This window comes from Frankia sp. CcI156, assembly GCF_001983015.1.
Lineage (GTDB): Bacteria > Actinomycetota > Actinomycetes > Frankiales > Frankiaceae > Frankia > Frankia casuarinae.
The window spans coordinates 41,156-60,713 of sequence record NZ_MOMD01000014.1 but is presented as its reverse complement, the minus strand read 5'-3'; the positions used below and the strand labels follow the sequence as shown (position 1 = coordinate 60,713).

14 protein-coding genes are annotated in these 19,558 nt (G+C 70.3%); 7 read left to right on the top strand and 7 right to left on the bottom strand.

Going from position 1 to position 19,558, the window contains the following annotated elements:
- Nucleotides 1–40: 40 nt before the first annotated feature.
- On the top strand, nt 41–1,267 hold the full coding sequence (locus CcI156_RS06565) for a glycosyltransferase family 1 protein (RefSeq protein WP_011435173.1): 1,227 nt from the start codon (nt 41–43) through the stop codon (nt 1,265–1,267).
- Nucleotides 1,268–3,088: 1,821 nt separating this feature from the next.
- Here the strand turns inward: CcI156_RS06565 and CcI156_RS06560 are convergent.
- The 4 genes from CcI156_RS06560 to rfbD all read right to left on the bottom strand — a co-directional run bounded on the left by CcI156_RS06560 (nt 3,089) and on the right by rfbD (nt 8,428).
- Entirely contained in the window at nt 3,089–4,501 is a 1,413-nt protein-coding gene (locus tag CcI156_RS06560) for a hypothetical protein (RefSeq protein ID WP_076804767.1), read from the bottom strand.
- Nucleotides 4,502–4,599: 98 nt separating this feature from the next.
- A complete protein-coding gene (locus tag CcI156_RS06555; protein WP_076804766.1) occupies nt 4,600–6,294 on the bottom strand; it encodes an MDR family MFS transporter in 1,695 nt (564 codons plus the stop codon).
- Nucleotides 6,295–6,343: 49 nt separating this feature from the next.
- Complete coding sequence (locus CcI156_RS06550; RefSeq protein WP_076804765.1) at nt 6,344–7,222, bottom strand: TetR family transcriptional regulator; 879 nt, start codon at nt 7,220–7,222, stop codon at nt 6,344–6,346.
- Between the two features lie 297 nt (nt 7,223–7,519).
- The gene (rfbD, locus tag CcI156_RS06545; RefSeq protein ID WP_254847295.1) at nt 7,520–8,428 is read right to left on the bottom strand and encodes a dTDP-4-dehydrorhamnose reductase; all 909 of its coding nucleotides are present in this window, start codon (nt 8,426–8,428) and stop codon (nt 7,520–7,522) included.
- A 149-nt stretch (nt 8,429–8,577) separates the two neighbouring features.
- Between rfbD and CcI156_RS06540 the strand changes: the two genes are divergently transcribed.
- Entirely contained in the window at nt 8,578–10,524 is a 1,947-nt protein-coding gene (locus tag CcI156_RS06540) for a glycosyltransferase family 39 protein (RefSeq protein WP_371681768.1), read from the top strand.
- On the opposite strand, the gene CcI156_RS26645 is transcribed toward CcI156_RS06540, so the two are convergent.
- Nucleotides 10,508–10,819, bottom strand: a complete 312-nt coding sequence (locus tag CcI156_RS26645) for a hypothetical protein (RefSeq protein ID WP_254847294.1) — start codon at nt 10,817–10,819, stop codon at nt 10,508–10,510. The two genes, CcI156_RS06540 and CcI156_RS26645, sit on opposite strands and share 17 nt — an antisense overlap.
- A gap of 25 nt (nt 10,820–10,844) precedes the next feature.
- A complete protein-coding gene (locus tag CcI156_RS06530) occupies nt 10,845–11,720 on the bottom strand; it encodes a glucose-1-phosphate thymidylyltransferase (protein ID WP_254847293.1) in 876 nt (291 codons plus the stop codon).
- A 284-nt stretch (nt 11,721–12,004) separates the two neighbouring features.
- Between CcI156_RS06530 and CcI156_RS06525 the strand changes: the two genes are divergently transcribed.
- From CcI156_RS06525 to CcI156_RS06510, 4 genes are all read left to right on the top strand, one after another.
- Nucleotides 12,005–13,654, top strand: coding sequence for an LCP family protein (locus CcI156_RS06525; RefSeq protein ID WP_023839891.1), 1,650 nt, complete (start codon nt 12,005–12,007; stop codon nt 13,652–13,654).
- Nucleotides 13,655–13,929: 275 nt separating this feature from the next.
- On the top strand, nt 13,930–15,510 hold the full coding sequence (locus tag CcI156_RS06520) for an LCP family protein (RefSeq protein ID WP_083718352.1): 1,581 nt from the start codon (nt 13,930–13,932) through the stop codon (nt 15,508–15,510).
- Nucleotides 15,507–16,412: a TIGR03089 family protein gene (locus CcI156_RS06515; RefSeq protein WP_011435163.1), complete on the top strand. Its 906-nt coding sequence runs from the start codon at nt 15,507–15,509 to the stop codon at nt 16,410–16,412. Before CcI156_RS06520 ends, CcI156_RS06515 begins: the two co-directional genes overlap by 4 nt.
- 159 nt (nt 16,413–16,571) lie before the next feature.
- Nucleotides 16,572–17,906: a UDP-glucose/GDP-mannose dehydrogenase family protein gene (locus CcI156_RS06510; protein ID WP_076804764.1), complete on the top strand. Its 1,335-nt coding sequence runs from the start codon at nt 16,572–16,574 to the stop codon at nt 17,904–17,906.
- Nucleotides 17,907–17,984: 78 nt separating this feature from the next.
- On the opposite strand, the gene CcI156_RS06505 is transcribed toward CcI156_RS06510, so the two are convergent.
- Nucleotides 17,985–18,602 carry a carbonic anhydrase gene (locus CcI156_RS06505; RefSeq protein WP_011435161.1) on the bottom strand — a complete coding sequence of 206 codons (618 nt, stop codon included), beginning with the start codon at nt 18,600–18,602 and terminating at the stop codon, nt 17,985–17,987.
- A gap of 335 nt (nt 18,603–18,937) precedes the next feature.
- Here CcI156_RS06505 and CcI156_RS06500 point away from each other — a divergent pair, with 335 nt between their 5' ends.
- Nucleotides 18,938–19,510, top strand: coding sequence for a GtrA family protein (locus CcI156_RS06500; protein WP_011435160.1), 573 nt, complete (start codon nt 18,938–18,940; stop codon nt 19,508–19,510).
- Nucleotides 19,511–19,558 lie beyond the last annotated feature (48 nt).

Here is a 19,558-nt window from a genome sequence, read left to right as displayed (position 1 = left end):
CGGGGCGTGGCACTCCCGGAAAGGAGGGGATGATTCCGGCATGAGGGTCGTGCTGGACGGCACGCCGTTGCTCGGGCAACGCACCGGGGTCGGCCGCTACACCGAGCATCTGCTGACCGGGCTCGCCCGGCTCGCCACCGAGCCCGGGCGGGAAGCCGGGGCCGGGTGGGAACTCGCGGCGACGGCGTTCACCTGGCGCGGGCTGGACGAGCTGCCGGGCGCGCTGCCGGCCGGGGTGCGAACGGCGGCCCGGCGGGCACCGGCCCGGCTGTTGCAGGATGCCTGGGCCCGCTCGGAGTACCCGCCCGTCGAGTGGCTCACCGGCCCCGCCGACGTCGTGCACGCGACGAACTTCGTCCTTCCACCGCTGCGCCGGGCCCGCGGTGTGCTGACCATCCATGACCTGTCCTACCTGCGTACCCCGGACACGGTGACGGCGGCGTCCGCCCGCTACAGCGATCTGGTCCCCCGCGGCCTGCGCCGGGCGTCCGCCGTGCTGACGCCCAGCCGCGCGGTGGCCGACGAGGTGGTGACGGCCTACCGGCTCGACCCCGCGCTGGTGACCCCGACGCCGCTCGGCGTCGACGACGCCTGGTTCACCACGGCGAAGCCGAGCCTCGCCTGGCGCAGGGCCCGTGGCCTGCCCGAGCGGTACCTGCTGTTCGTCGGTTCGGTGGAGCCCCGCAAGAACCTCCCGGCGCTGCTGGAGGCGGTCCGCCGGCTGCACGCGGCGAAAATCGACGCTCCGCCGTTGGTGCTCGTCGGGCCTCCGGGGTGGGGACCGGCACTGGACCTGGCGAACCTGCCGTCCGACGCCGTCGTCGTCGCCGGTTATCTCGACAGCGAGGCACTGCGGATGACCGTCGCCGGAGCGAGCGTGCTGTGCTTCCCGTCCCGGTACGAGGGCTTCGGGCTACCCCCCCTGGAGGCGCTCGCCGCCGGGACTCCGGTGGTCGCCGCCGACATCCCGACCGTGCGGGAGGTCACCGCCGCTCTCGTCGACGTCGCCGCCCCCGCCTGCCGGTCCCCTGAGCAGACCCCTGGCCAGGCCCCCGGGCTGACCATCACCCGCTCCACCAGTCCGGTGCGGCTCGTTCGGCAGACCGACCGCGACTCGTTCGCCGACGACCTCGCCGAAGCGATCCTGGAGCTGCTCGACTCCCCCGGCGACACCGACGCCGGCCGGGCGCACGCCCGCACGTTCACCTGGCGGCGCACCGCGCAGCTCACCGCGGCCGTCTACCGCCGGGTCAGCGAGCTTCCATAACGCGACGACGAGCAGGACACCGCCGAGAACGGCCCATCCCGCCAGGCACGACAGCCCGAGGTCGGGCGGGCCCGGGGCCGTCTGGTCCCAGGCGGTCCGCAGCCGGTCCAGGTTCGCCAGCGGGGCGAGCGCGGGCCGCTTGAATGCCAGGTCACGGATGAGCATGACCACGGTGAGCGCCGCCAGCGCGGCGACGACCGCGACCGTCGGCAGGCCGCGACGGCCCAGCGGCAGCGATCCGCAGCAGGCCGCGACGACAAGGGCGAGGATCGGCAGTATCGGCAGCAGGTACCGGGTGAACGGCGCGCCTCCGACGGCGACGTAGCCCACCAGGGTGGCGACGACGAGCAGGCAGTGCAGGGTGAGCAGAAGGCCGATGACGACGCTGCCGGCCAGCCGACCTCCCGGTGGATCCGCCTCGGGATGCCCGTCGTCCGCCCCGTCGTCCGCCGGCCGGGTATCGGTGGTATCCGCGATCCGAGTGCCCGGCCGCGCAACGGTCCGCAGCCGGGCGCCCAGGACCCGAATCCCCGCCGCGACCAGACCCGCACCGGTCACGACCGCGACCCCGACGGCGATCGTCCGGGCGTGACCGGTCAGCAGGACGGAACGTCCGAAGAACCCGCGGTAGATGTGCCACCAGAAGTCGCTGTCGCGTGACACCTGCCAGGCCGACGTCCGCCCATCGCGGATCGGGAACATCTCGGCGACCCGGCCCGAGGCGGTGGGATCGCCGTACCGGCGCACGTTACGCAGGTAGAACCAGCCGGTCGCGGCGAAGGTCAGCGCGACGAGCACGACCGCGGCCGTCAGGCCACGCCCGGCTCGCCGCAGCGCGCCACCGGACGTCCACATCGAGACGGCGACAGCGAGAGCCGGGACGACCACCGCGACGGCCAGCGCGCCGCTGGCCCGGCTCGCCGCCGCCGCCGGGCCGAGCACCGCCAGTGCCGCCAAGGTCCGCGGCCCCGGTCCCCGGCGGATGATCGCAACGGTCACCGCGAGCAGGCCGGTGATGGTCGCCACCGCCAGGGTGTCGTTGTAGACCTGGCCGGAGATGAGGACGAACATGCCGACCACGCCGACAATCGCCGCCGCGCCGACCGCGACACCGGGCCGCCCCGGCAGCACACCGCGGACCAGCGCCGCAGTCGCGATCACCGCGGTAATCCCAAACGCCACGTTGAGAAGGCGGGCGGCCCGGAAACCGGCCAGCGGATGATCCAGCGCGACGCCCGTCCGGAGCGGGACGRCCTCGACCGCGTAGAACAGTGGTGGATGGTTCGCGGTGTAGGTGAGGTCGACGTTCGCCAGTGGTCGGCCGAGGCGCACCCCACAGAGCCGATCGACGTGGGAGGCCACCGCGGCCCGCGCCTGCGGCGGCGGCACCACGCAGTCGGCGGGCAGTCCCGGCATGCTCGGGATGCGGGAGTGCACGGGCGAGTCGAGCACGGGCAACKAGCCGTCGGCGACGTCGAACGCGTAGGCGGTGTGCTGTGCCTCGTCGGCCGAGGTGAAGGGAGGCACGACCGCGGCGACGAGCACGCCGAGCGCGGAGAAAACCATGCCGGCCGCGACCACCCCGATCACAAGCCAGCGCCGCCCCGGATCCGCCACCCGCCAAGCCTCCGGCGCCGCACCGGTCCCAGGCACCCGCGTGGAGGTCTCGACCGCCTGCCACGCATCCCCGCCAGGCACGTCGGCAACCCTCTCCGCCTCGGCCGGGTAGTGTCGCCCCGACTACCACGCCGCAACGCCGGTCAGCCCATCGAACATCAGCGACGATCGTTTGGCGGATACGACGGTATCGTCCGCTTGGCGTCAGCTGTCCGGCGGGCTGTTATCCGGCGGTCGGCGCTGTCCGGCGGTCCGGCTTTGGAGCGCGGCAACTAAGCCGGCCGCGCCCAGGACCGCGGCCGATCCGATCGGCCCGATGACCGCGGCGAGGTAGCGGTAGTCGAATCCGGAGGTCAGCGCGGACAGCACGAGGGTCGACAGGCCGGCCCCGGCGGCCAGCCAGAACAGCCGCCCGAGCCCCGGCCACGCCGCCGTCACCCCACTCCTGCGTACCCGGCGAACGGCCTCGAGCAGTACTGCCGCGAGACCCGCCAGCAGACCCAGGCCGACAAGCGGCATCGGAGCGTAGGCCAGGCGAGAGTAGCCGGCCAGCCAGCCCGCCGTGGGGTTGYGCACCTCGGTCGCGACGAAATAGCCGTCGTCGGCATGCGGATCGTCCGGGGTCAGCACGTTGGTCACGCCGGACGGCAGTTCCCAGGTGTCCGCCCGCGAGGTYTTCGTCGTCTCATGCCGGACCGGGGAGAGATAGCCGACGAGGTACCGGGCCGACGTCGTCACCAGCATCCACGGCTGGTGACGCACGACCTCGTCCGCGAACTCGGCCGCGAGGTCCTCCCGCCCCGGTGGGATGTGCCGGTGCCCCTGACGCAGAGGGGAGCCGGCCGGCCACAGGTAGCGAACCGGCGAACCACGCTCGTCGACCGGCCGTGGGTCGCACAGGGTGCGCAGGTCCGCTCGTGACAGCGCGGAACAATCCGCGAACGGCGCCACCCGCCCGTACAGGAAGAACCCGGAGTGCGCGGAGACGGYGAAGCCCCCTCCCGCCGAGGCGCTCCACCCGGAGTAGGCCAGGATCGGCGCGGCGGCGGCCAGCACGAAGGCGAGGACGGGTCGGRCCGCCCGAGGAGCGGCAACCGACCCGGCCCGGGAAGTCGCGCGCCGCCGGTCGGCCACCACGGTGCCGAGCAGGACGACCAGGCCGACCGCCAGCGGGCCGTAGCCCACTGTCCGCACGCACAGGCCTGCGCCGAGCAGCAGGCCGGCGGCGGCGCAGGCAACGGGCCGAGGGCGTCCCGGTAACGCGAGCAACGCCACGCCGACCGAGACGAGCACCCCGAACAGGCTGTCGGCGAGGACGAACTGGCCGAGGTCCAGCACCCACGGGGAGAGCAGCGCGGGGGTGGCGGCGAGGGCGGCGAGCCACGGCCGGCGGACGACCCGCAGCGCCACCGCATAGAGCGCCACCGCCGCGCCCAGCGTGAGCAGGTGCTGGACGACGACGACCCGCGTCAGGTGGGCCTGGCCGTCGAGGATCCGCAGGAACATCGGGTAGCCCGACGGCCGCCAGTCGCCCGGCCAAATGTCCCGCCACGCCTGGTCGAGGTAGGCCGCCGAATCCCCGAGGTACATCAGCGCGGGCGGGTAGGTGAYGATCACCAGGACCCGAGCGGCGATCCCGGCGGCGACCAGCAGCAGAAAGACCGCGTGCCGACGGGGCGTCCCGCGCAGACGCCGACGCGCGGTCGAAATCGCGGCTACTTGAGGACCTCCGCGGTCTCATCCGCCTTCGCCGAGCCCGGCGCCGCGGGCCGCGGGCCGCCGACGGTGTTTCCCAGGCGGATCTCGGGCAGCAACCAGGCCAGCGCGAAGGCGCACAGACCGATCGGCACCGCCACCAGGAAGACGGTCTGCATCGCGTCCGAGAACGCCTGGACGAATCCGTCCCGGATCGTCGGGGGCAGCCTGTGGAGCACCTGGGGGCTGAGGTTGGAACCGGAGGCGGACAGACCGGATGGCAACGGGATGCCCGCAAACCGCTCGGCGAGGTTACCCCTGAGCTGGTTCGCRAAGATCGCGCCGAACACGGCGGTACCGAACGACCCGCCGATGGACCGGAAGAAGGTCGCACCCGAGGTGGCCACGCCCATCTGCCGGTAGTCGACGGCATTCTGCACGGCCATGACCAGGACCTGCAGGACCGCGYCGATCCCGACCCCGAGGACGAACATGGACAACGTGAGCTGCAGCGTGGAGATGTCGGGACTGATGAACGACAGCAGGAACAGGCCGATCGACATCATCGCGGTACCGACGACCGGGAAGATCTTGTAACGGCCCCACCGGCTGATGAGCCGRCCGGAGATGATCGAGCTGAGCAGCAGCCCACCCATCACCGGCAGCATCTGCAGGCCGGAGTCCGTCGGGTCGACTCCCTTCACCACCTGGAGGAACAGCGGCAGGAAGACGATCGCGCCGAACATCGCGAAGCCGACGACGAAGCCGACCGCGCCGGCCACCGAGAACACCCGGACCCGGAACAGCGTCAGCGGCAGCACGGGTTCGACCGCCACTCGTTCGACGAACACGAACCCGACGAGGAGCACGACTCCCGCGACGCCCATCCCGATGATCTCCGGTGATCCCCAGGCGTAGGTGGTGCCGCCCAGGCTGGTCAGCAACACGAGGCTGGTCGTTGCCATGGCCAGGAGCACGGTGCCGAGGTAGTCGATGACGTGCCTGATGCGGTTCCTCGTCGCCGGGAGCGCCAACGCCGTCACCACCAGGGCGACCGCGCCCACCGGCAGGTTCACGTAGAAGACCCAGCGCCAGGAGAGATGGTCGACGAACAGGCCGCCGAGCAGCGGACCGACCACCGACGACACACCGAACGTCGCGCCGAACAGCCCCTGGTAACGGCCTCGATCGCGCGGCGGAACGAGATCACTGATGATCGTCATCGCACTGATGATCAACCCGCCGCCGCCGAGCCCTTGGATGGCACGGAAGGCGATCAGCTGCCCCATCGACGTACTGGCACCGGCGATCATCGAGCCCACCAGGAAGATGACGATCGCCACCTGGAACAGGATCTTGCGGCCGTACAGATCACCGAGCTTGCCCCAGACCGGTGTGGACACCGTGGAGGCCAGCAGGTAGGCAGTCACCACCCAGGAGAGATGGGTGGCGCCGCCGAGATCCCCGACGATCGTCGGCAGTGCCGTCGACACGATCGTCTGATCCAGCGAGGCCAGCAGGATTCCGAGGAGCAGCGCTCCCATGATCAGCCAGAGCCGGCGCTGGTCGGAGACCGGCGAGGGGATCACGGCGCCGCCGCGGGGCGCCGGAGACGTGCCGGCGCCGGTTCTGGCGGACTCGACGGAGTCCACGGAGTCCACGGAGTCCACGGAGTCCACGGGCTCGGCGGACTCCGCTGATCGAGCCTGCGTCATGACCGGCTCCCTTCATGGTCGTCGCTGACGTCGACGTGCTCGGTCGATCTCATTCGGGTCGCTGTCCTCGTTGTTCTCGTTCCCGGTGCTCCCGGTGCTCCCGGTGCTCCCGGTGCTCCCGGTGCTCCCGGTGGGACGACATGATCGGCGCGTTCGGGGTGCCCACCACGTCGAATCCGTCCGACCCGCCGGACTCGGGTGGGGCGCCGGACCCGCCCAAGGTGCCCAAGGTGCCGGAGGGGCCGGAGGGGCCGGAGGGGCCGGGCGGAGCCAGGCCGCGGGCCRGGATGTCGAAGGCGCGGCCGAGAGTGTCGGGCAACGAAGCGTCATCCGGGGACTCCTGCCACCGCACGGTCAGGGTCCGCACGACGGCCAACGTCGTCGCGACCAGCACGACGGGGTAGGGGTCACGATCGGGATCGAGCCCGCAACGCCGGCCGATCGCCTCGGCGAGAGCACGTTCGTAGGAACTCCAACTGGCCGCGTAGGCCATGGTCAGATGAGGATGGGCACGGATGATCGCGAGCCGGACGCGCCACAGCTCGACCTGATCGGGTGCGACGAGGGCGGCCCGGTCCAGCATGACCGCCCGCAACGCCGCCAGCGGCTCCTCCTCGGGAGGACGCTCCGCCAGCGCCGTGCTGATCTCGGTGATGTCCTCGGGATCGATGCCGGCGATCGCGTCGTCCTTCGTCGGGAAGTAGTTGAAGAACGTCCGGGTGGAAACCTCGGCCGCGGCGGCGATCTCGTCGACCGAAACGTTCTCCAGACCACGCTCCGCGACAAGCCGGATGGCCGCGGCCCGCAGGGCCCGGCGGGTCTGCCGCTTCTTGCGCTCCCGCAGCCCCGGCCCGGACGACCTCCCGGGCTCGCCAGCCCGACCCGGGACGGTCGCCGCGGGTGCCGCCGTCGGATCCTTCCCCGTCACCGCTTCCCCGATCTCGATCCGCTCCCTCGATATCCTCTTTCTCGATAACTTTGCAGCACGCGCACTTATTCTCATCGTGCAAAATTCTACTGTGACAGTCAACACGATCGGCGCCCACCGGGAACCGTCGCCGAAGGGCCAGGTAGATCGGGCCAGGTAGATCGGGAAGACGGGGCCGGGCGGGGACCGGACATCAGGCGAGAGTCAGGCGCGCCCCCGCCCACGGCCGGGGTGCGGTGGGTCGACGCTGGCCGGTCGCGCAACGATCGACAGAAAGATCGGTACCCGGCAGAACGATCAGCCGCGCAGCGCGTCGCCCGCCGCGGCGAAGGCCGCGGACAGCGCGGCGTCCCAGGCCCGCGGAGGAGTGAGTCCCGCGTCCACCCATGACCGCCCGGAGAGCACCGCGTAGGCCGGGCGCCGGGCCGGACGGGGAAATGCCTCCGTCGTCGTCGGCGTCACCTTGGCCGGGTCCTGGCCCAGAGCGGCGACAATCTCGCGGGCGAAGCCGAACCACGTGGTCTCGCCGGCGTTCGTGCAGTGGTAGACGCCGGTCGGTGYCGTCGARGAAGCGAGTTCGAGCAGCCCCGACGCGAGATCGGCCGACCAGGTCGGCGAGCCCACCTGATCGTCCACAACGGACAGCGTGTCCCGCTCACGGGCCAGGCGTGAGATCGTCTTCACGAAGTTGCTGCCGGTCCGGCCATAGACCCATGCGGTGCGCACCACATACGAGGCATCGGGCAGCAGGGCTCGGACAGCCTCCTCCCCGGCCAGTTTCGTCCGGCCGTACGCCGAGACGGGACCGGTAGGATCGTTGACCTCGTAGGGCTTGGCGGCCCGCCCGTCGAAGACGTAGTCAGTCGAAATATGGATCAGGGTCGCGCCGACCTCGGCGCAGGCCGCGGCGAGGTGCGCCGGCCCCGTGGCGTTGACCGCATAGGCGCCGGCCTCGTCCGACTCCGCCGCGTCGACGTTTGTCCAGGCCGCCGTGTTGAAGACGACCAGCCCACCCTGGATCTTCGCAGGACGCGCCTGGTCGCGCAGGACGGCGCGCACCCGGGCCGGATCGGTGATGTCGAATTCCGCCCGAGTCAGACCGGCCCAGCCGGACACCGGGGAGCCCGGTTCCGCGGCTCGGGCCTCGAGCAGCCGGCAGAGGTCGGCCCCGAGCTGACCGGCGGCACCGGTCACGAGAAAACGCACCTTCCGAGTGTCGCAGACACCGTGACCCGCCCRGTTCAGGATCCRCCCAGGATCAGCCCGTGTCGAGAAGAGTGCGACAGACAGGCAACGGTTACCCCACGCCGAGCTCGTCCAACCTCTCACATCGGTCGTCTACGCTGGCGTCAACCATGGATGCCCCAGAGCCGTCGATCATCGACTGCATCTACACCACCGGTTCCACGCCCGATCCCGCGGCGGAGACCAGGCCRGCAGGGACGAGGCCGGCAGGGACGAGGCCAGCCGCCGAGGCGGTGTCGATGCCCGGTCCGCGGCGCGTGCCGGTGTTATTGCTCCTCATCACGGCGGTTCACCTCGGCCTGCTGCTCAGCTACGCGTTCGTGTATCCGACCTGGACGGGATACGACGAGGCTCAGCACGTGGACATGGTCTACGGCCTGCAGCACGGAGTCGGCTGGCCCGCACCAGGCAAAAAGATCATCTCGACGGGTGTAGCCGCGACCTCTGACGACTTCGACCGCGGCCGCTTCCAGGACATGTTCCAGGCCGGTGGGAAACGGCGGGGCTCCCCGTCCTTCGCCGAGATCGATCCGACGCCACGCGGCCAGCRCCAGTCGTTCGACGCCCTCGGCGGGGTTGCCCCCGTCGGCGACGGCCGTCTCTCCAACCAGATGGTGCAGCATCCACCGTTGATCTACGTGGTCGGCGCCAGGCTGCTCGACGCCCTGYCGGGCTCCAAGCACTGGGCCTATGACCAGCAGGTCTTCGTCCTGCGTCTGTTGAACATCCTGGTGGTCGCGCCGCTGCCCCTGCTGGCATGGCTGGCGGCACGCCGCTTCGGACTGGATCAACCATCGGCCCTCGCCGCGGCGACCCTGCCACTCGCCGTGCCCGGGTTCACCAGGGTCGGTGCCACCTTCAACAATGACGGCCTCCTGATGCTCGCCACCGGCGGGCTGACCGTCACTCTCGTGGGTGTGCTGCGCGGCGACATGCGTCGCCGCACCGCCGCCCGGGCCGGGATCTGGTTGGGAATCGCCCTGCTGACCAAGGCGTTCGCGCTGGCCCTGCCGGCCATGATCGTCGCCGCCTATCTGGTCGGCTGGTGGCGCCTGCGGCGTGCGGGGCGGCAGGCACCGGAACGGTCCGCGTATCCGGCCGGCCGGCTTTTCGCGTCGCGTCGCGCGATCGGCTCCCTGCCATGGACGCCGGCCACGCTGGCGGTCGGCCTCGGGCTCGCCCTGGGAGGTTGGTGGTGGATCAGGAACTACGTCCTGTACGACTCCGTCCAGCCGAACGGGTGGGCGACGAACCCGCCGCGGCGGGAACCACTGCTGCTTCCGGACTCCTTCCTCACCTGGTTCTGGTACTTCTTCCGGACTATGATCAGCCGCTTCTGGGGCGGGCTTGGCCTGTTCGAGCCGCCCCAGCTCTCCCCGGTCGCCATCGTCGTGGCGACCGGGGCGGTTGTCGGACTGTGCGCGGCCGCGCTGGCCGCCGGACCCCGCCGCGCCGCGCGGCCGGACCGGCTGGCGAGTACCGCCGGGCCGGCGGTACTGCTGCTCCCGGTCGCCTTCGCCTATCTGATGGTCGGGCAGCGCAGCTGGGCGGAGTACCAGCAGTACACCCGCGGCATCGCCGTCCAGGGCCGGTATCTCTACCTGGGGCTGGTCGGTCTGGGGGTGGTGTTCGCTCTGGGCCTGCGCGCGGCGCTGCGCGGCCGGGAGCGACTGGCACCCGCCGTCACGCTGGTCGGCGCGCTGCTGATGCAGGGTCTGGGGCTGCTGGCGGTCTGTTCGTACTACTGGTTGCCGCGCCAGGTGTCCTTCACCCCGGCCCGCGTTCCCGAGATCGTCGCGGGGGCCGGYCGCTGGGCGCCGTTCCCGATCGGCGTCACGATCACGGTCTTCGCGCTGTCGGCGGTGCTCGTCGTTCTCTGCCTCGCCGTCGCGGTGCGGGCGGGCGGAGCCAGGGGCACGCGGGAGGCCGCGATCACGGGTCCGGGATCGGGTCCGGGATCGGGATCGGGCGGTCACCGGCCGACGCCCGCCCCACGAAGTCCGTCACGGATGCGCAAGGGACATCCGCTCCGGGCAGGCCTCAGGTCCCCGTCGTAGCCACCGAGACGCGGGAGTGGTCGCCCAGCATGAGCCGATGCGCCCTGGGCAGGGCCGCGGAGGGGACGACCTCGACATCCCGGCCGATCAGCGAGTCCTCGATCCGCCCGATCCCACGGATCGTCGCCCGCTCCAGCACAATCGAGTACTCGATCTCGGTCCGTTCGATGACGCAGGAGTGAAAGATCGAGGTGAACGGGCCGACATAGGTATCGACGAGGGTGGTGTCCCGGCCGATGATGGCCGGCCCGCGCACGGTGGACCGGACCAGCGAGGCGCCCTCCTCGATCACCACACGGCCAACGATCGTGCTGTGCTCGTCAACGCTGCCACGGATCGCCGGCTCGATCGACTCGAGGAGATGGCGGTTCGTCTCGAGCATGTCGTCGAGTCGGCCGGTGTCCTTCCAGTAACCCTCGACCAGGTGGGAGGCGACCTCGTATCCGCCGTCGACGAGCCACTGGATCGCCTCGGTGATCTCCAGCTCCGGCGAGGAGATGGCGGTTCGTCTCGAGCATGTCGTCGAGTCGGCCGGTGTCCTTCCAGTAACCCTCGACCAGGTKGGAGGCGACCTCGTATCCGCCGTCGACGAGCCACTGGATCGCCTCGGTGATCTCCAGCTCGCCGCGGGCCGACGGTTTGATCGCCCCCACGGCGTCGTGGATGGGGGTGCCGAACATGTAGACGCCGACGAGCGCCAGGTCACTCGGCGGAACGAGCGGCTTCTCGACCAGTCGAATGATCTGCCGATCCGCACCGAGCTCGGCGACACCGAAGGCGGAGGGGTTGTCGACCCTGGTCAGCAGGATCAGGGCGTCCGGAGTGGTCCGTCGGAATTCCTCGACCAGGCTGGAGATCCCACCGATAATCAGGTTGTCGCCGAGGTACATGACGAACGGTTCATCGACGAGGAAGTCGCGGGCGATGAGCACGGCATGTGCCAGTCCGAGCGGCGCGTCCTGGCGGATGTAGGTGACCTGGATCCCGAATGCCGAGCCGTCACCTACCGCCGCCTGGATCTCGCCGGCCGTCTCCCCCACGATGATCCCGACATCGGTGATACCGGCGTCACGGATGGCCTCCAGGCCGTAGAAAAGCACCGGCTTGTTCGCCACTGGAACAAGCTGTTTGRCCGAGGTGTGGGTGATCGGCCGCAGACGGGTTCCCGAACCACCAGCAAGGACGAGGGCCTTCATGATCCGAAACCCTATCGTGCCGCTTTGAGCTGACAGAAAGTAACCGCCGATGTGATTCCTATCACATGACGGCTCGATCCATCTTTGCCCGCCCGTCACCGTGAACACCCACATGTGCAACGGGTATTTCCAGGCGCACCGGGCCGGCGACAGGCACACCCCGCCCAATACGGGTACGTTGGGTAGTCGCAGGGTTCGGGGCGGCCAGTCGGCGGGAAACCTTACCGCGCATCTGATCGTTCCAGACTCAGCAGACATCTCGGGCCGCCTGGGAGGGGGACACGGTGACCGACGCGCCGCCGCGTCTGTCCGCGGGGTCCCAGGGCCCGCCCCCGCGGCGACGAAATCGTCTGAATCCGACCGCCCGTGCGTATCGAGGCCCGTCTCCGACCCGGGACGACCACCAGGCACGCGACGACCACCAGGCACGCGACGACCACCAGGCACGCGACGACGAACACGACACTCGCCGGGAGCGGTCTCTGACGTCCCGCCTGCTCACGGTAGTCGCAGCGATGCTCGCCGCCGTGGTACTCCTTGCCGCGGTGGGCGGCTGGACCGCCTACGAGTATTTTGACGCCCAGATCAACCGGATCCGCCTCGGGCTCGGCGGGGACCGGCCGGCGGAGGCCGCGGAGGGCACCCGGAACTTCCTGCTGGTCGGATCGGACAGCAGGGCGGGCACCGGCGGCGAGTACGAGAGCCAGGGAGCGGTGACCGACGAACGGTCGGACACGACGATGCTGGCCCACCTCGACGTGGACGGGACCACGACGATGGTCTCCTTTCCGAGGGACACCCTCGTGCGCATTCCGGGGCACGGCCTCGGCAAGCTGAACTCGGCGATCACCCTCGGCGGTCCCAGTCTCCTGATCAGAACGATCGAGAATCTCACCGACATCAAGATCGACCACTACGTCTCGGTCGATCTGGCCGGTTTCAAGGAGATGACCGACGCCATCGGCGGTGTCACCGTCTGCGTAAAACCGCTACCAAACGGCGGAAAGTCCAATCTGTACGATCCGTGGTCACAGTGGCGGGGCACGGTAGGCAAGAATTATCTCAACGGAGAGCAGGCACTCGCCTTCGTCCGCCAACGCCACGGCCTACCCGACAACGATTTTGATCGCATCCGCCGTCAGCAGCAGTTCATCGGCGCCGTCTTCACCCAGGCAACCACGACCGGGGTGCTCGCCAACCCGGTCAGGCTGGAGAACCTGCTCCAGGCCGCGACCAGGGCGCTCACCGTCGATGACGGCACCAGCATGAACGACATGCGCGCGCTCGCGACACGGCTGCGCGGGATGTCCGCCGATCAGATCCGGTTCGAGACGATCCCCGTACACACCCCGACGCCGGCCGAGGGCGGCAACGCCGTGGGGGAGCTGCCGAGGTTCGGCTCCGTGCAGCTTTACGACCCCGAGACGCTGGAGAAGTTCCTCGCTCCGCTGCGCGGGCGGGCCCGTGACACGCGGGAGTCCTCCGTTACCCCGGCACCGACTCCGACGGTCGACCCGGCGCAGGTGCTGATCGACGTCTACAACGGCGCCGGAGTGGGGGGCCTCGCCGCCAAGGCCGCCGGGGCGCTGCGGCAGGCCGGTTTCCGGGTCGGCCCGCCGCAGACGTGGCAGGCCGGCGTGGTGGAGACGACGCAGGTGCGCTACCGCCCAAGCGAACAGGCCGCCGCCCATGCCGTGCAGGCCGACGTGCCCGGCAGCCGGTTGCGCGCGGACGCCTCCGTCCCCGCCGGCCACATCGCCCTCGTCCTGGGCACGTCCTACAACGGGGTGAACCCGAGTCCAGCGGCCGGGGGCGCCGGATCGACCGGTGGTACCGGCACAGCCGCCGGGGCGACCGGCGGGTCCGCTACGGCGGACCCGCCTCCCGCCTCACCGTCAACGGCCGCGGATCTCACCTCGGGGTGCACGTACTAACCGCTCGCCGTCTGACTCACCGCCGGCTGACTGATCGTTCACCCGACCGTCCGATCACATTCCGCGCCGTCCGCACTACGGCCGGAGACGAGATCAACCCCGCCGCGAACATCCGTGCTTGTCATGGCAACGTCTTGGCCGTCCGGAACGTCCAGTTAGACGGACACGGCTGCCACATCACGACCACGACGGCCGCGGCATGYGTTCCGGCGGGGGTTCTCCCGCCCCGGCCGCCTGAACGAGGAGGGCTTTCGACTCAGGTGAGCCCCGATACCATGCGCCCGCCGGCCCTGCCGTCCGCGTTGGACCCACGTGGGCCCCGTCGCCACCGCTCCCCGCTGCGACGGCTGTCCGTTGGAGCCGTCGCTCTGCTGTCCGTGCTGGTTCTCGGTCTGAGCACCATCGGGTGGGCCGCCTACCGACAGTTCGACAAGGCCGTCACGCGCGTCGACTGGGACATCGAGGGTGCCCGCCCGGCGAGCGCGGACGGCGAGGAGAACGTCCTGCTGCTCGGCGACGACAGCCGKGAGGGCACCGGGGGTGAGTACGGCGTGGTGGACGGCGTCCGGTCCGACACCACCATCATCGCCCACTTCGGCAAGGACGGCTCGGCCACGTTACTGTCCTTCCCCCGGGACATRCTCGTCCCGGTGGTGCCGCGGGAGAAGGCCACCGCCCACGACGGCCGGTCGAAGCTCACCGAGGTGCTCGGGCTGGCGGACGTCCCCGGTCTCGTCACCACGCTGGAGTCCCTGACCGGCCTGAAGATCGACCATACCATCTCGATCAATCTCGCCGGTTTCAAGACGATGACCGACGCGGTGGGAGGCGTGAGCGTGTGYGTGACGCCCCTACCGAACGGCAGCACCCGCAACCTGCACGACTCGATGTCGGGATGGAGCGGACGGCTCGGCGAGAACCGTCTCAACGGTGATCAGGCGCTGGCCTTCGTCCGGACCCGTTACGCGCTCGGGGACGAACGCCTTCGCATTCTGCGCCAGCAGCAGTTCCTCTCCAAGCTGCTGGCGACAGCGACCAGCAGCGGAGTGCTCACCAACCCAGCYAAGATCACTTCACTGATCGGTGCGGTCGGCAGCGCGCTGCGGATCGACCAGGGTCTCGACCAGACCGCGATGCTCAAGCTCGCGAAGCGGGTCAGCGAGCTGGGTCCGGGAAGAATTCACTTCGTGACAGTCCCTACGCACATCGCGCTGCGCTCCGATGGCGCGGTTGACGACCTGGGTTCGATTCCCCCGCACGGGGCCGTACTCATCGTCGATCAGGCCGGCCTCGACCAGGTCCTCGCTCCGCTGCTGCCCGCGGGCACCAAGCCTCCCGCACAGCGAACTCTCGACCMCGCCCAGGTCTCGATCGCCGCCGTCCGCAACGCCTCGGGACGTGCCRGACTCGCCACCGGCACGGTCGACGGACTGCGGGCACGCGGCTTCACTGGGCCGATGACCGCCGCGACATCGACCCGCCAGACTCTGACCGAGGTACGCCATCCCCCGGGCCAGGAGGCTGCGGCACGCACCCTGGCGGCGACGATCCCCGGCAGCCGGATCGTCGCGGACGCCGGCCGCTCCGGGGCCGGCCTCGTCCTCGTCCTCGGATCCACCTTCACCGGCCTGCCCAGCTCCGGCCTGCCCAGCGGTGGGCTGCCGGGCGCGGCGGCAACCGTCGGCACGAGGATCTCGACGACCTCGACCGCCGCCGGTGGTGACACCCGGGCGACCACGATCGGCGGCACCGCGACGCCGACCCCGGCGGCCGGCGGGGCCGGCGTCGGCGGCACCACAGGCACCGCGGCCGCTCCGGTCGGTCCCGTTCCCTCCGACCCCTCGTGCACGCCATGAGCGCCTCCGTGCCGCGGCTGGTCGCCGCACGGACRCTGCTTGGCCCGGCCGCGGACGCCGACGCCGCACCCGCGGCGGGGGTTCGCGGCATCGCGTCCGTCCTCGCGCACCGGCTGGCCACCGATCCCGCCCGCCCGCTGGTCACCTTCTACGACGACGCGACCGGCGAACGCGTGGAATTCTCGGCGACCACCTTCGACAACTGGGTGGCGAAGACCGCGAACATGCTGGTCGACACGCTCGGCCTCGGCATCGGTGACCGGGTCGGCGTCCACCTGCCGACGCACTGGCTCAGTTCGGTCATCCTGCTCGCCACCTGGTCGGCCGGGATGGACGCGGTCCTCGTCCGGGACGCAGCCGGCGAGCAGGACGGCGGGGACGCCGAGAAGGCCGGCGGGGAGCTCCCGGTCGCGACCCCCCTCGACGCGCTGTTCGTGGCCGAGGACCGGCTCGACGAGGCATTCGGCCTGATGGTGGACGAGATCGTGGCCCTGTCACTGCGCCCGCTGGGTGGTCGGATGCGCAGGCCCGTCGCCGGGGTTCTCGACTACGCCGCGGAGGTGCCCCCGCACGGCGATCGGTTCGCCGCCCCGGCAGCGCCGCCTGGGCAGGCCGCGCTGCTGCGCGCGGGTACCGCGATCGCGGGGGCGTGGGGCCTGGGACCCGCGGACCGGGTGCTGTTCACCGCGCCGCTCGCCACGACCGAGGGCCTGGTCGGTTCGCTGCTTGCTCCCCTGGTCGCAGGCTCGTCGATCGTGCTGTGCCGGCATCTCGACAGCGCCGCGCTCCCGCGGCGCATCGAGACGGAGAAAATCACCGCCGTCGGCCGATCAGTCCTGCGGCACGCGCCCAGCCCACTGCCCGCGGGGGTCCGGTCGCTGCCGCTCCCCCGCCTCGGGTGAAACCCGTACGACCCCCGTATCGGGCCGCGGCCGGGGAATGACCATACCCGACATCCGGGCGGCTCACAGACGGCGTGACCATCGAACGGCGCGACGGCCAACGAGAATTGGGGCAGCGCGGCGGCCGTCTTTACCACGTGCAGCGGAGGTCACTCAGACGTGAGCACGTCACCGGTTCTTCACCTCAGCGTCATCGGCACCGGCTATCTGGGCGCGACACATGCCGTGTGCATGGCGGAACTGGGTTTCGAGGTCATCGGTGTCGATATCGACGCGACCAGGACGCAGCGGCTCGCCGCGGGTGAGGTGCCCTTCTTCGAGCCCGGTCTGGAAGGGCTACTCCGCAAGAACCTGGAGGCGGGACGGCTGACCTTCTCGAGTTCGCTCGCCGAGGCGGTTGACCGGGCCGAGGTGCATTTCATCTGCGTGGGAACACCGCAACGGCCCGATTCCGGCGCGACGGACCTGCGCCACGTCGAGGCGGCGACGAATGGTCTGATCGCGGCCGGGCTGCGGCCCGGGACGCTGGTGGTGGGCAAGTCGACGGTTCCCACGGGCACCGCGGCCCGGCTGGCCGGACGACTTGCCGCCGGCGCCCCGGGCGCGGAACTTGCGTGGAATCCCGAGTTCCTCCGGGAGGGGTCCGCCGTCGACGACACCCTGCGGCCGGACCGCCTGGTCTTCGGGGTCGTCCCGGGTGGCACCGCCGAGGCACGGCTGCGGACGGTCTACGCCAGAACGATCAAAGAAGGCACACCCGTCATCGTCACCGACTTCGTCACGGCCGAAATCGTGAAGGTCGCCGCGAACRCCTTCCTCGCGACGAAAATCTCCTTCATCAACGCGATGGCCGAGATCTGCGACATGACCGGGGGGGACGTGACCGAACTCGCCGCCGCCCTGGCCCACGACCCCAGGATCGGGCCCCGGTTCCTCCAGGCCGGCATCGGCTTCGGCGGCGGCTGCCTACCCAAGGACATCCGTGCCTTCCAGGCCCGTGCGGACGAGCTGGGAGTCGGCTCCGCGCTGGCCTTCCTCACCGAGGTCGACGCCGTCAACACGCGGGCCCGGACGCGGACGGTGGCGCTGGCCACCAAGGCGCTGGGGGGCTCGCCGACGGGCCGGATGGTGGCGGTCCTCGGTGCCGCCTTCAAACCGAATTCCGATGACATCCGCGACTCGCCCGCCCTCGACGTGGCCACCGCGCTGCACCGCGCCGGCGGCCACGTGTCCGTCTACGACCCCGCGGCGATCCCGAACGCCCGCATTCACTATCCGTACCTGCACTACACCGACTCGGTGATACGGGCCGTGGCAGGCGCGGAGATCGTCCTGGTCCTGACGGAATGGAGTGAGTTCCGCGAGATCGACCCGGCCGCCCTACGGCCGCACGTCAGCAGACCCATCGTCATCGACGGACGGCACGTCCTGGATCCCGCGGTCTGGYGGGATGCCGGCTGGATCTACCACGCGCTCGGACGGCCACTCGCGTGACCCACCGACCGGACCGAGCAAGCTTGGTCCGACGACGATCCGACAATGCGGCCTATCCCCACGCCGCCGTGGACCGCTCTACGGCAGAACCTCGACCAGTGCCCCGGTCTCCACCTGGTAGACGAACCCGCGTACCGAGGTGGTGGACTGCAGGAACGGCGACGAACGCAGCACCCTGACGGACTTGCGCACGTCCTCCTCGACATCGGGAAAGGAATACACGGCCCATTCGGGACGAACGCCCGTCTTGCACTCCAACTGGTCCCGGAACCCGTCGTCGGTGATCCTTTCGAGACCACACCCGGTGTGATGCAAAAGAATGATCTCCGTCGTTCCCAGCACGTGCTGGCTCACGGCGAGCGAGCGGACCACATCCGGGGTGATGACACCACCGGCGTTGCGCAGGATGTGGGCGTCACCTTCGACAAGACCGAGCAAGGCCTCCACCTGGATCCGCACGTCCATACACGCAACCACCGCGACGCCCAGGCGCGGCCGCGCGCCGGGCAGGGCAGGTAGCCCGGCCTCCCGCCGCCGGGCGGGGTGACCTGCAGCGTAGCTCAGCAGGAGTTCGGTCGCCGTGGCAGCGCCGCTCACCGGGCTCACCGTATCCGCGGGGCGCACGGTGTCCGCATGGACATCGTCTGCATGGACATCGGCAACGGGGTCGACAGCGGTGTGGTCATCGGTGTCCACGTGGTCATCGGTCCTTGACGTCGGCATCAACGGCTCGGCCAACGACTCGAGCGGATCATGATGATGCGTCCTTCCGATCAATGGTCCCCACTCTCCAACTGCCAGGATGCCGTCCATGGGCCCAGCTTCGCCAACGTTCCCGAGTTTTTGCCGAAGTTGTGCCACTCACGTTGCCCGCCGCACCGGATTGGTGGCATCACCTAGCGTAGAGATGGGAACAGCTACCYGGTGACTCCACCACGCGCCGGCGCGTTCACCGCTACGTCCGGCATCATGTCCGGTGAGCCGGCCTCGCCGCGGATGTCCACCACGCCACCGTCGACGGGGGTGGCACGGTGGGCGGCCGGGAGCAGCCGGTACTCTCTCTGGGTGGTAAATATCGATCGGGGTCGCCCGTGGTGAGACACCGACAGACCCGCTCACCGGTGCAGGTACTCGTCCACGAGATGGGCAAGTTCGGGCTGGTCGGCGGTGCGTGTTACGCCATCGACTTTCTCGTCTCCAACCTGTGCCACACGCTTCTCGGAATGGGTCCGCTCAGCGCGAAGACCGTCTCCACGGTGGTCGCCGCCACCTTTTCCTACATCGGGAACCGGCAATGGTCGTTCAACCATCGCGCCCGAACCGGTCTACGTCGCGAGTACACACTCTTCGTGATCCTGAATACGGTCGGGTTGCTGATCGCGCTCGGCTGCCTCGGGTTCGCACGCTATGTACTCGATCTCAAGGGCGTACTTGCGTTCAACCTGTTCGGTAACATCATCGGCACCGGGCTGGGCACCGTATTCCGGTTCTGGGCCTACAAGAAGTGGGTCTTCCTCCACCCGGACCACCCCAAGGCCGCCACGAGCTGCGGAGCCCGTCAGGACGGTCGTCGGCACATCCCGGAGCATGCGGGCCGGATCTGACCGCACCAGCGGCCACCGGCCCGACACCCCGGCCCGGCGCGCATTCCG